This window comes from Saccharibacillus qingshengii (assembly GCF_013185195.1).
Classification (GTDB): domain Bacteria; phylum Bacillota; class Bacilli; order Paenibacillales; family Paenibacillaceae; genus Saccharibacillus; species Saccharibacillus qingshengii.
Window position 1 is genome coordinate 73,323 of record NZ_JAAZWC010000023.1, and the last position, 11,997, is coordinate 85,319.

The following is an 11,997-nucleotide window of genomic DNA, read 5'->3' on the forward strand; positions in this document are numbered from 1 at the left end:
TTACAGCACTCCCTTCGTCGAGGGCACCCCGGTCACGCGCGGATCGATCGAAGTCGCTTCGTCGAGCGCACGTCCGAGCGCCTTGAACACCGCTTCGATCATATGGTGGGTGTTGCGGCCGTAGTGCACGATGACGTGCAGCGTGATCCGCGATTCCAGCGCGAACTTCCACAGGAACTCATGCACCATCTCCGTGGAAAAAGTACCGACCAGATTGGACGGATACTCCGCGCGGTATTCGAAATGAGGGCGTCCGCTTATATCGATGATAACCTGGGCAAGCGCTTCGTCCATCGGAACGAACACGCTGGCGTAGCGCTTGATGCCGCGTTTGTCGCCGAGCGATTCCAGCAGCGTTCCGCCCAGGCAGATACCGATATCTTCGACCGTGTGGTGATCGTCGATATCGATGTCCCCGTCCGCGTCGACGTTCAGGTCGAATTGGCCGTGCTTCGCGAACAGGTCGAGCATATGGTTGAGAAAAGGAACCCCCGTCGAAATTTCCGATATGCCGGTTCCGTCGATTCCGAACGACAGCTTGATGTCCGTCTCGTTCGTTTTGCGCGCGATGCTTGCGCTCCGCGCTCCTGCCTGATTGGCTTCCGTCATCCCTGTATCCCCGCTTTCTCGTCTGTTGAATTCGGCGTGCCTTCTTTGTTTACCCGCACTTCGATCGCGCGGGCGTGGCCTTCCAGTCCTTCCCGGCGTGCCAGCTCCATGATCGTCGCGGCATTGGCGAGAAGCGCCTCCTTGCTGTATTGGATCAAACTCGATTTTTTGATAAAATCGTCCACGTCGACCGGCGAAGCGAACCGCGCCGTGCCGTTCGTCGGAATGATATGGTTCGGTCCGGCGAAGTAATCGCCGACCGGCTCCGAACTGTACGGACCGAGGAAGATCGCCCCCGCGTTCTCGATCAGACCCAGGTAATCGACCGGATTCTGCACCATCACTTCCAGATGTTCCGGCGCCAGCCGGTTCACCACGGCGATGCCTGCTTCGAGGCTCTCGGTTACGATAATCGCGCCGTAGTTTTCGATCGAAGCCCGCGCGATATTCTCGCGCGGCAGCAGCGACAGCTGGCGTTCCACTTCGGCCGAGACGTATTCCGCCAGACGCTGCGACGTCGTCACGAGAATGGCCGAAGCCAGTTCGTCGTGCTCCGCCTGCGACAGCAGGTCGGCCGCCACATATTCCGGATCCGCCGTCTCGTCCGCCAGGACGACGATCTCGCTTGGTCCGGCCAGGCTGTCGATATCGACCAGCCCGTACACTTCGCGCTTGGCCAGCGCGACGTAGATATTGCCCGGCCCGCAGATCTTGTCGACCCGCTCGATACTGTCCGTGCCATAGGCGAGCGCCGCGATCGCCTGCGCGCCGCCGACACGGTACATCTCGGTCACGCCCGCTTCCGCGGCTGCGACGAGAATGTACGGGTCGATCCCTTCGCGGCCGCCCGTTGCCGGCGGCGTGACCATGACGATCTCCGGCACGCCCGCCACCTGGGCGGGAATGACGTTCATCAGCACGGAAGACGGATAGGCGGCTTTGCCGCCCGGCACGTAGACGCCTACCCGGCGCAGCGGCCGGATAATCTGTCCCAGCAGGCTGCCGTCCGGCTGCAGGTCCATCCAGGAGTTGCGCTTCTGCCGTTCGTGGAAAGCACGGATATTCGCGGCCGCCGCCGCGATCGCTTCGATAAAGGACGGCTCGACCCGGCTGTAGGCCGCCTGCAGCTCCGCGTCCGTAACGCGCAGCTGCGAAGCTTCGAGCTTCGTCCGGTCAAGGCTCTCCGTATAACGCAGCAGCGCCGCGTCGCCTTCCGACTTGATGTCGCCGACGATCCGCTTGACGATCGCGACCTGCTCTTCCGAACCGTATTCCACGTCCCGGCGCAGATCGAACTGTTCCGCCTGTACGATCTTCATGGTTGTTCCTCCCGCTTCTTCATTGTCCGTTCTATGCCTTGGCCGCTCCGGCACCCGGCATGACTTTCTCCAGCTTGTCGCACAGCTGCTGGATCGCGTCGTTCTTCATCCGGTAGCTGACCCGGTTCGCGATCAAGCGGCTCGTAATGCCGAAGATGCTCTCCAGTTCCACCAGTCCGTTATCCTTGAGCGTCTGTCCCGTCTCGACCATATCGACGATCCGGTCGGCCAGGCCGATCAGCGGCGCCAGCTCGATCGAGCCGTTCAGCTTGATCACTTCGACCTGCTCGCCCTGCTCGCGGAAATAACGCGCCGCCACGTTCGGATACTTGGTCGCCACCCGCAGATGGATACCCGGCTGCCGATCCGGCAGCGCGATCACCGACATGCGGCAGCGGGCGATGCCCAGATCCAGCAGTTCGTACACGTCGCGGTTTTCTTCGAGCAGCACGTCCTTGCCGACGATTCCGATGTCGGCTACGCCGTATTCGACATAAGTCGGTACGTCGACCGGCTTCGCCATAATGAATTCCATATTCGCTTCCGGAATCGGAATGACCAGCCGGCGCGAGTCATCCACATCGTCCGGAATGACGATGCCCGCTTCGCGGAACAGCTGCGCGGCTTTTTTGTAGATGCGGCCTTTCGGCATTGCCACTTTCAGCACTTCTCCCATGCTTCTCTCCTCCTCTTGTCCAAGGTTGTGTTTCTATAAGCATCCGGTTGCCGTCTGCGACGATCTTTCCGGTTTTATTTACATGAAGCCGCTTTGCGGCAGGGACTGCCGCCTCCCGCTTACTGGACGGGTGAATTCTCCCCCGCAAAATGCAGCACCCGGCTGTAGCGGCCGCTCTCGTTCTCGCTGTCGGCGTTCTCCGCCGCAAGGCGCGTGACCGCCGCCCCGCCTTCCGCGCGGATCCGTCCGGCTTCGGCCAGTGCTTCCGCACGGCGGCTCGCTTCGTACACGATCAGCGCCGGGCGTTCTTCTTCGCCGGCCGGATCGTCTACGCCGTCAAGGATACGCGTCGTCTTGAGAGCGAAGCCCGTTGCCGGAACATCGCGGCCGAACTGCCGCAGCAGATTGTCGTAGCGGCCGCCGCTGCAGACAGGGAATCCGAGTTCCGCCGCATAGCCTTCGAATACCATGCCCGTATAATACGAGAAATCTCCGATCATCGTCAGATCGATCAGAACATGCTGTGACACGCCGTAGTCGACCAGCGCCTCCCAGACGCTGCGCAGATGCGTAAGCGACTCCAGCGCGAGCGTATGGCCGCTCAGACCGGCGGCCTGCTCGCAGACCTCGACTCCGCCGCGCAGACGCAGCAGTCCTTCGAGCTCTTCCTGCTGTTCGCGTTTGAGACCCAGCGACTCCGTCGTCTCGCGGAAACCCACATAATCGCGATGCAGCAGCCGCTCTTTCAGCGCCTGCTGCGCATCCGTGCGACCCGGCAGCGCTTCGTCGAACAGCCCGTTCAGGAAGCCGACATGTCCCATCGCGAACTTGAACGTCTTTACGCCGGCTGCCTGAAGCGAAGCAATCGCAAGCGCAATGACTTCCGCGTCCGCTTCCGGCGAACGGTCTCCGACAAGCTCGACGCCCGTCTGGAAAAACTCCGCTTCGCGGCCGGCTTCTTCTTCGATCGCGCGGAACACATTCGCATGGTACGACAAACGCAGCGGCAGCGGTTCTTCACGCAGCAGGGACGAGGCGACGCGCGCAATCGGCGCCGTCATGTCCGAACGCAGAACAAGCGTCTGTCCGCGGCTGCTCAGCAGCTTGTAGAGTTTACGGTCCGGGGTCGAGCTTGCAATCCCTACCGTATCGTAATATTCCAAGGTAGGCGTCTTGATCGGGTCATAGCCCCAGTTGGCCATGCAGTCGAGCACACTGCGTTCGATCCGGCGCAGCCTTCTCGTCGCACGCGGCAGATAATCGCGCACGCCGACCGGTTTTTCAAAGCCTTTCGGTTTGGACATTGTTTTCACCTCTGTGAGTTCGTTTAGTACGGTTTACCCTTAATCCTATTCACCATATCGGAAAGCCCGCCGCCGGGCAACCGCAATCGGAAGCGGTCCAACCTGCAGCCGGCTAAATTCATATATTCGAATGCTTTACTATGGTACAGTGATAACATGGTAGTAAAATAAAGCGTACGACTATATTAGCATTTGCCCGGCGGTCGAGTCAACGTCCCAACGACAAAATCGGCCCGAAAAACCGCACCGCAAAAAGGCCCTCCCCTGTCCGAACAGGAAAGAGCCTTTCGCGTCTTCGTACAGCCGGGAAGCGGACGGCACTCTGCCTTGCCGTTTCTTCCCCGTTGGCGGAGGAACCGGCCGTTTGCGGCCTTGCGGGCCGCTGCCCTGCTCACACGCTGCGTTTGGAAGCCGAAGCGGAAGCGGAAGGGCCCGTTTTCTTTTTGCGCAGAGAAGAAGGTACATTCCCCAGCAGCACCCAGGCTCCCGGAATCCAGCGCAGAATCGCCTGCGTCAGGATCCAGGAGACCCCAAGCGCACAGATCAGCCCTCCGTATACCCAGACAAAGTACGTGAGCGACCCCATCTGCACCTGGCTGAAGAACCAGTCTTTCGTATCCCGGTAATATCCGAGTACAAGCGGATGCACCAGATAGATGGCAAAAGACAGCTCTCCGAGCCGGGTCAGCGTCTTGATCAGCCATTTCGGCGCTTTGCGATACAGAACGAACGAAGTCCGCATCAGCACAAGCGCCGTCAGCATCGTATGCAGATTCCACAGCAGCTCGTACCAGAGCGTATCGACGATCAACCCGTTCAAGCGCACCTGCTGGTAGAACCAGATATGGGTAATGGTAACCGCAGCCCACGATACCCAGAGCAGACCGTTCAAGAACCAGGCTTTAAAAGGCAGGTTCTTCGGATCTTTCATCAACCAGCCGCGCACCTTATCGAAGTGAATCGCCAGAACGGCACCGATCATGTAATAAGACAAGTATGTAATCGCGAGACTTCCTTTGCTCTGATACTGCCACTCGTATTTGTTCCAGATCACGAAGGCCCATTGCAGCGCAAGTCCGATCGGAATCGCCCAGCGGATAAACCATTTGGACGATTTGAACAGCATCAGCATCAGCGGGAACAGAATATAGAACTGCACACTGATATACACGAAGTACAGATGCGTATACGCCGTACCTTCCTTGAGGTTTTTCCAGTAGCGAGCCAGCATTTCTCCGTAGGTTTCCACACTTGTCCCAAGCGTTCCCGCCACATGCATCTTATAGATGAAGTAGATGGCCGAGAAAAGCACATAAGGCAGCAGAATGTAGAGCAGACGCTTTTTGTAGAACCCTCCGACCAGCTTGCCGTCCATCGGACGGTTGAAGTAGTTGTAGAACAGCACGAAGCTGCTCAGCATAATGAACGAAGGCGTCCCGTACCGGAAAAATACGTTAATGACATTGATCAGATAAAAAGCTTTCAGATTGACCGATTCCACCGTTGCGAGAGAGGTGGCGTGTACATGCAGTACCCCCAGAATGGCGAGCGCGCGAAACGTGTCCAACTGCGGCAGCCGCTCTCTTTTGATTGAAACAGAACTCAACTCGATTGCTCCCTTCCCCGGCTGCCCGGCTGCAAAAAACTCCGGCCCCCGGTTGATCTTTCGGCCCGCAAAGGCCTCAATTTCGAAACGAAAAGCGGGACGGCTCAAGCGCCCCCCGCTGTACGCTCCCTTCGAATTATACCCCTAACTCGTCCTTTTTATCCCTTTTTTCGGGAATTTTCAGCGAACACTAAGCGGGCAGCCTGCCGGATCGGGCAAAATCAAGGGTTTTTTCGTTCAATGATCCGCAGCGGATTCCCGCCTACGAAAGTCCCCGCTTCGACGTCCCGATGCACGACGGATCCGGCCGCCACGACCGCGCCGTCGCCGATCGTCACCCCCGGCAGAATCGTCGAGTTGGCTCCGATCATCACTTCGTCCCCGATCACCACTTCGCCAAGCCGATATTCGCGAATCAGGTACTCGTGCGCCAGGATTGTCGTATTGTAGCCGATTACCGTATTGCGTCCAATCGTAATCTTTTCCGGAAAAAAGACATCGACCATAACCATAAGTCCGAAAGCCGTATCCTGGCCCACGTTCATATGGAGGATACGGCGGTAGATCCAGTTTTTCAGTTCAAGAATCGGACAGTACCGGGCAATTTGGATAAAAACAAAGTTTTTGACGCCTTTCCAGGGGCTGACCGTCTTGTAGATTTGACGCAGTGCATTCGGACCGTCTTCGACGAAATGGCGCTCCGTCTTCCTCATGCTTCTCTCCGCCCGATGCCGGTCACTTCGTAGAGGTCCCGCATATCATGCAGCATGAAGTCCGGTTTGTAAGTCGACAGCGTTTCTTCTCCTTTGAGCGACCAGGCAACGGCAGCCGCGCGGACACCGGCGTTCTGCGCCGATTGGATATCGGCCGGGCTGTCGCCTACCATCAGAGCCGTCGAAGGATCCACGCCCATCTTCTCCAGCGCCATCAGCACCGGTTCGGCATGCGGCTTGGGATGGGTCACATCCGTCACGGTCACTATCGCGTCCATGTATCGGTACAAGTCGAACATCTCAAGCACTTTCATGGTGGTCGGCCGGATCTTGGTCGTCACGACCCCAAGCCGGATCCCCGCTTCGTGCAGGTCGCGAACGACCTGCTGCACATGCGGAAACGGCTTGACCATCGAATCGTGGTGAGCCAGATTATATTTGCGGTAAGCCTGTTCCAGTTCGCGCACATCCTCAAGACCCGAGAAGATGCGCAGCTGATTCTGCAGGGTCGTGCCCATATGCGGAATGATCGTCTCGCGTGTCAGCGGAGTACCGGTCACCGCATTCATGAAGGAGTCGATGATAAGCTGGTTGGTATCGATAATCGTACCGTCCAGATCGAACAGTACGGTTTGGATCGTCGAATTCATGCTGACTTCACTCCTTGCGCAAAGGATCTTCGCCCGGAGGCGCTGCGTCGGTAGGATCCGACGACTTGCGGTTCATATGGGCGAGCGGTTGGGTATCCCTGCTCTCGGCTTGGTGAGCGCCTTCCACGCGATGGCGTTCGTCTGTAGCCGCAGGAGCGGTCGAGAACTTCGACGATACGATCGGATCGGAATAGCGGATATTGGCTTGTCCGTTCCTGCGCCGCACAATAATCAGAACGACGGCAATCACAAAGAACAAAATCGCCACCAGCTGCGAAATACGTACGTTGCCGTACGCCGCATCCAGATACCCTTCTTCGAAACCGAACCAGGTCATCGGCGTCCACATCCCGTGAATCAGCGAAGCCAGCCAGTTCGGTCCCTGGAAGGCGAGACTGTCGGTACGAAGTGCTTCAATGAAGAAGCGGCCGATCGCATACCAGATAAAGTAGCCGATAAAGATCTCGCCGGCACGCACGAATTTGCGGCGGCGAATCACGAAGATCAGCAGGATGCCGAGCAAATTCCAACACGATTCGTACAGGAACGTCGGATGATGGAATACACCTGCGATGTTCATCTGGTTCACGATAAAGTCAGGCAGATGCAGCGTACTGCGCAGGAAACTTTCGCTGACTTCGCCGCCGTAAGCTTCCTGGTTGACGAAGTTGCCCCAGCGGCCGATCAGCTGGCCGGCCAGCAGGCCCGGCGCGCAGAGATCGGCGATCCGCCAGAAACTGTACCCTTTGATACGCGTGTAGATGACCCCGCAGATTACGGCGCCGATCAGCGCTCCGTAAATGGCGATTCCGCCTTCCCAAATCGCAAAAATCTTCAGCGGATTTTCTTTGTACTGGTCCCATTGGAACGCCACATAATACAGACGTGCACAGATAATAGCCGACGGAACGCCGAACAGCAGGATATCCATAAAGAGTTCCTGCGGCAGTCCGAAACGTTTGCCTTCGCGCATGGCGATAAGCATGCCGACTACGGCGCCGAGTCCGAGAATCAACCCGTACCAGTGCACGGCCAGCGGACCGAGGTTAAAAGCGATCGGATTGATCGCCAGTAATGCACCCATTCTTGTTCCTCCTCGTGCGTTGACCGCATCAAATATTAAATTTATCGGATTCGCTCAACACCCTAATCCAGATCGTCCGCATCGTTATCGATCGTCGCGGTCAACTTGTGCGTAAACTGCTGCGCCGCATTGTAGCCCATACGTTTCAAGCGGAAGTTCATCGCCGCCACTTCGATGATTACGGCCAGGTTTCGACCCGGACGTACCGGAACCGTTACAAGCGGTACATCGGTATCGATAATGCGCGTCGTCTCCTCATCGAGCCCCAGACGGTCGTACTGTTTGTCCGGCTGCCAGTTCTCGAGACGAACTACCAGTGTGATGCGTTTGTGATTGCGGATTGCACCCGCGCCAAACAAGGTCATCACGTTGATGATGCCGACCCCGCGGATTTCGAGCAGGTGGCGAATCAGCTCCGGTGCGGTACCGTCGAGCTGGTTATCGGCGCTCTGACGAATCTCCACCGCATCATCGGCAATCAGTCGGTGACCGCGTTTGACAAGTTCCAGAGCCGTCTCGCTTTTGCCGATACCGCTGCTGCCCGTAATAATGATGCCTACGCCGTACACATCCACCAGAACGCCGTGGATGGTCGTCGTCGGAGCCAGTTTGCGCTCCAGGAAACCGGTTACGCGGCTGCCCAGACTCGTCGTCGACATCCCGCTCCGCAGAATGGGAATATCGCGTTCTTCACCGATCTGAATCAGCTCTTCCGGCACGTCAAAAGACCGGGTGACAATAATGCACGGCGTCTCTTCGCTGCAGAGCCTGCTCATCCGGTCCAGCTTGTCTTCTTTCGAGAGCATATGATAAAAAGTCAGCTCGGTTTTACCCAACAGCTGAACCCGCTCCGGCGAATGATATTCAAAATATCCGGCCATTTCAAGCCCTGGCCGATTCAGATCGTCGACAACGATCGGACGACGCAGCCCTTTCTCGCCCGCTACGACCTCGAACTGAAACTGCTGCACCAGCTCGGCTACTTTTACCTTTTTAGCCATTGCGTATTCTTCCCTTCTCATGGTCGTTCTGATATGGAATGGTCTACCGCCTTTTAAACGCTATCTTACTCATCGTAAAGGAAATGCACGTTGAAAGCAATGCTCCTTACCCGCCGTTCCAAACGAAAAAGCCGCCCCGAAGGACGGCTCGATCGACTTGCTGGAACAGTTTAACGGAATTGTTTGGCGTCGTAGAAGACGTTGACTTCCGTTTCTCTGTCAAAGATATGAACTTTGTTCATGTCGATAGCAAGTCTGACTTGCGAACCTTCACGCACGCTCGAACGTCCGTCTACACGGGCGATTGTCGTGTCAGCGCCGAGGCCGCTCAGGTACAGCAGCATTTCGTGACCGAGGTTCTCGGTAACTTCAACGTTGGATGTGAAGATCGTGTTTGGCGAAGCTTCGAGGAATACCGGCTCTTCATGAATATCTTCCGGACGAAGGCCCAGGATAACTTCTTTGCCAACCATCGATTTTTCGCGCAGGACTTGAGCTTGGCCGCGTGGAACTTCTACGTCCATGTTGTTCGCCTGGAAGCGCAGAACTCCACCTTGATCGACCAGATTGCCGTTGATGAAGTTCATCGTTGGGGAACCGATAAATCCGGCAACGAAAATATTCGTCGGATTGTTGTACAGTTCTTCCGGCGGAGCTGCCTGTTGGATGATGCCGTCTTTCATAACGACGATACGATCGCCCATGGTCATGGCTTCGATCTGATCGTGCGTTACGTAAATGCAGGTTGTTTCAAGACGCTTAACCAGTTTGGTGATTTCCGCACGCATTTGACCGCGCAGTTTGGCATCCAAGTTGGAAAGAGGTTCATCCATCAGGAAGACCTGCGGATCGCGGACGATTGCGCGTCCCAGGGCAACCCGCTGACGTTGACCGCCGGAGAGTGCTTTAGGTTTACGCTCGAGCAGATGCTCGATGTCGAGAATCTTCGCCGCTTCGCGTACGCGTCTCTCGATTTCTTCTTTTTTGACTTTACGCAGCTTCAGACCAAACGCCATGTTCGAGTATACGTCCATGTGCGGGTAGAGGGCGTAGGATTGGAATACCATCGCGATATCGCGGTCTTTTGGAGCGACGTCGTTAACGACGCGGTCGCCGATGTACAGTTTGCCTTCGGAAATTTCTTCGAGGCCTGCGATCATGCGCAGCGTTGTCGATTTACCGCAGCCGGAAGGACCGACGAGAACGAGGAATTCTTTGTCTTTGATATCAAGGTTAACGTCGATTACCGTTGCTTTGTCGGAACCTGCGTATTTCTTATAAATATGTTCTAAGCGTACACCAGCCATTGAGTGTTGCCTCCCTGTATTGAGGATATGTGTATGAAGCTGAGCTGCTTTCTTTTAACTGTTCCCATCTTACCTTGAATACGCTTTCCTGGCTATTCACAAACTGCACAAAAATCCGCTCAGTCTTTTGTCACTTTATCCAATAGCAGAGCCAGCTTCATGGAAACGGCATCATTGAAGTTCCGAACATCGAGTCCGGTCTCCTGTTTCACCTTGTCCAATCGATAGATCAGCGTATTGCGATGGATATACAGATGCTTGGCCGTTTCGCTCACATTGCAGTTCATCCGAAAAAAAGTCTCCAGCGTCGTCAACGTCTCGCTGTCCCCCAATACAAAAGCGCGCCCTTCGATTTGTTCCATGAACTGTTCCCTGCGCTCCGCCGGAATACTGTAGACAAGACGCTCCAACCCCAATTCCCACGGCAGATGCACATGACGCGTCACATGAAACGTTTTCCCCAAGAAGACGCTCTCCCGGAGCACCCGAAGCGCCGGAACAAGTCCGTGTGCCGGCTGCAGCGGTTCGGAGACCGACAGGTTGAAGATTCCCGTCCATTCGCTCGCGATCAGTTCGTACAGACCAAGCCCGAAGGCCTCCAGCAGCTCGCGGTCCGATTCTTCTTCTTCATTCCGCTCTTCGGAGACTTCCAATACGTCGAGACGGTCGACCAGCAGCAGCCATTCCCGTCCGCGCAGCGGCACCACCAGGACTTCCCTTTCCAAAAAGGTAGACAGCAGCTGCTGAAGTTCTTCGTAACCTCCAAGAGAGTTCTGGGCCCCTTCACAGATCAGCAGAAAAGGAATGAGCTCCGTAAAAAGACGGCTTTTCAGCTGAAGTCTATCGGGCAGTTCATGCGGCGATTCTCCGAGCTCCAGCCGATCGGCCAGCCAGCGGCCCAGCTGCTGCACTTCGGTTTCTTTCTCCGGGAGTTTCGCTTCTTCCGTATCCGATACCGACGTCTGGACAAGCAGCGCAATCAGCTCGCGTACAGAGAGGTCTAGGTCTACACTCCCGATTCGAAAAGCGACCGGCTTGTCGGAACCCCACTTTTGGCTTTCTTCGTTGTTCAAAAAAAACCAGGTGGCTCCGGCATATATCGCGCCCTGCCGCAGAACTTCGTACTTTGCCGGTGCGGCTCCATCGCCGATTCCCGATTCGCTTTTCGCGCCGGATAGCTCCAGCAGGTTCTGCCGTTCCGCTTCCGTAATCTCGATCAGCTCTACCGGCTTTCCGACGATCGATTCCAGCCTCCGCCGGATTTCCTGCACATTCATAGCCTGCCCTCCAACACCCGTTTTCTTTTATCTTAACATAAGCCCGAATACGCAAAAAAGCCGCATCCCGTCAAAAACGGAACACGGCTTCTTGATGAGCCATGAAGGACTCGAACCTTCGACACCCTGATTAAAAGTCAGGTGCTCTACCAACTGAGCTAATGGCTCTTACAAAAAAACTGGTGGAGGCTGATGGATTCGAACCACCGAACTCGGAGAGAACAGATTTACAGTCTGCTGCGTTTGGCCACTTCGCTAAGCCTCCACAATACAAAGATGGCTCGGGACGGAATCGAACCGCCGACACAAGGATTTTCAGTCCTTTGCTCTACCGACTGAGCTACCGAGCCATACTCTATAAAAACCAGTTGTAAAATTAAAATGGCGGAACCGACGGGATTTGAACCCGCGATCTCCTGCGTGACAGGCAGGCATGTTAACCCCTACACCA

The 11,997-nt window shown here is 56.2% G+C and carries 11 protein-coding genes and 3 tRNA genes; all 14 read right to left on the minus strand.

All coding sequences use genetic code 11. The features are described 5' to 3' along the window. Positions 1 to 609: an imidazoleglycerol-phosphate dehydratase HisB gene (hisB, locus tag HRQ60_RS17795; protein WP_172198179.1), complete on the minus strand. Its 609-nt coding sequence runs from the start codon at positions 607 to 609 to the stop codon at positions 1 to 3. Beyond that, a complete protein-coding gene (hisD, locus tag HRQ60_RS17800) occupies positions 606 to 1,928 on the minus strand; it encodes a histidinol dehydrogenase (protein ID WP_172198182.1) in 1,323 nt (440 codons plus the stop codon). Before hisD ends, hisB begins: the two co-directional genes overlap by 4 nt. 31 nt (positions 1,929 to 1,959) lie before the next feature. Beyond that, a complete protein-coding gene (gene hisG / locus HRQ60_RS17805; RefSeq protein WP_172198185.1) occupies positions 1,960 to 2,604 on the minus strand; it encodes an ATP phosphoribosyltransferase in 645 nt (214 codons plus the stop codon). Positions 2,605 to 2,723: 119 nt separating this feature from the next. Next, positions 2,724 to 3,908, minus strand: coding sequence for an ATP phosphoribosyltransferase regulatory subunit (locus tag HRQ60_RS17810; RefSeq protein WP_172198188.1), 1,185 nt, complete (start codon positions 3,906 to 3,908; stop codon positions 2,724 to 2,726). A gap of 391 nt (positions 3,909 to 4,299) precedes the next feature. Then, complete coding sequence (locus tag HRQ60_RS17815; protein ID WP_172198191.1) at positions 4,300 to 5,514, minus strand: acyltransferase; 1,215 nt, start codon at positions 5,512 to 5,514, stop codon at positions 4,300 to 4,302. A 221-nt stretch (positions 5,515 to 5,735) separates the two neighbouring features. Beyond that, positions 5,736 to 6,227 carry an acyltransferase gene (locus tag HRQ60_RS17820; protein WP_172198194.1) on the minus strand — a complete coding sequence of 164 codons (492 nt, stop codon included), beginning with the start codon at positions 6,225 to 6,227 and terminating at the stop codon, positions 5,736 to 5,738. After that, positions 6,224 to 6,877 (minus strand): pyrophosphatase PpaX, encoded by a 654-nt coding sequence (gene ppaX / locus HRQ60_RS17825; RefSeq protein WP_172198197.1) that lies wholly within the window; start codon positions 6,875 to 6,877, stop codon positions 6,224 to 6,226. The genes HRQ60_RS17820 and ppaX overlap by 4 nt, the downstream gene beginning before the upstream one ends. 7 nt (positions 6,878 to 6,884) lie before the next feature. Continuing rightward, positions 6,885 to 7,961: a prolipoprotein diacylglyceryl transferase gene (gene lgt / locus HRQ60_RS17830; RefSeq protein WP_172198200.1), complete on the minus strand. Its 1,077-nt coding sequence runs from the start codon at positions 7,959 to 7,961 to the stop codon at positions 6,885 to 6,887. A 62-nt stretch (positions 7,962 to 8,023) separates the two neighbouring features. Then, complete coding sequence (gene hprK, locus HRQ60_RS17835) at positions 8,024 to 8,962, minus strand: HPr(Ser) kinase/phosphatase (RefSeq protein WP_172198204.1); 939 nt, start codon at positions 8,960 to 8,962, stop codon at positions 8,024 to 8,026. A 170-nt stretch (positions 8,963 to 9,132) separates the two neighbouring features. After that, on the minus strand, positions 9,133 to 10,269 hold the full coding sequence (locus tag HRQ60_RS17840) for an ABC transporter ATP-binding protein (protein WP_172198207.1): 1,137 nt from the start codon (positions 10,267 to 10,269) through the stop codon (positions 9,133 to 9,135). Between the two features lie 119 nt (positions 10,270 to 10,388). Next, a complete protein-coding gene (locus HRQ60_RS17845) occupies positions 10,389 to 11,546 on the minus strand; it encodes a PucR family transcriptional regulator (RefSeq protein WP_172198210.1) in 1,158 nt (385 codons plus the stop codon). A gap of 95 nt (positions 11,547 to 11,641) precedes the next feature. Beyond that, positions 11,642 to 11,714 (minus strand) — tRNA-Lys (locus HRQ60_RS17850). A gap of 12 nt (positions 11,715 to 11,726) precedes the next feature. Then, positions 11,727 to 11,811 (minus strand) — tRNA-Tyr (locus HRQ60_RS17855). 12 nt (positions 11,812 to 11,823) lie between these two features. Beyond that, positions 11,824 to 11,896, minus strand: a tRNA-Phe gene (locus tag HRQ60_RS17860). Between the last annotated feature and the right edge of the window lie 101 nt (positions 11,897 to 11,997).

Coding starts and splice junctions, on each gene's coding strand:
- HRQ60_RS17845 (WP_172198210.1), bottom strand. CDS start 11,546: ATGAATGTGCAGGAAATCCGGCGGAGGCTGGAATCGATCGTCGGAAAG.
- ppaX (WP_172198197.1), bottom strand. CDS start 6,877: ATGAATTCGACGATCCAAACCGTACTGTTCGATCTGGACGGTACGATT.
- hisG (WP_172198185.1), bottom strand. CDS start 2,604: ATGGGAGAAGTGCTGAAAGTGGCAATGCCGAAAGGCCGCATCTACAAA.
- HRQ60_RS17840 (WP_172198207.1), bottom strand. CDS start 10,269: ATGGCTGGTGTACGCTTAGAACATATTTATAAGAAATACGCAGGTTCC.
- hisB (WP_172198179.1), bottom strand. CDS start 609: ATGACGGAAGCCAATCAGGCAGGAGCGCGGAGCGCAAGCATCGCGCGC.
- hisD (WP_172198182.1), bottom strand. CDS start 1,928: ATGAAGATCGTACAGGCGGAACAGTTCGATCTGCGCCGGGACGTGGAA.
- HRQ60_RS17810 (WP_172198188.1), bottom strand. CDS start 3,908: ATGTCCAAACCGAAAGGCTTTGAAAAACCGGTCGGCGTGCGCGATTAT.
- HRQ60_RS17820 (WP_172198194.1), bottom strand. CDS start 6,227: ATGAGGAAGACGGAGCGCCATTTCGTCGAAGACGGTCCGAATGCACTG.
- lgt (WP_172198200.1), bottom strand. CDS start 7,961: ATGGGTGCATTACTGGCGATCAATCCGATCGCTTTTAACCTCGGTCCG.
- hprK (WP_172198204.1), bottom strand. CDS start 8,962: ATGGCTAAAAAGGTAAAAGTAGCCGAGCTGGTGCAGCAGTTTCAGTTC.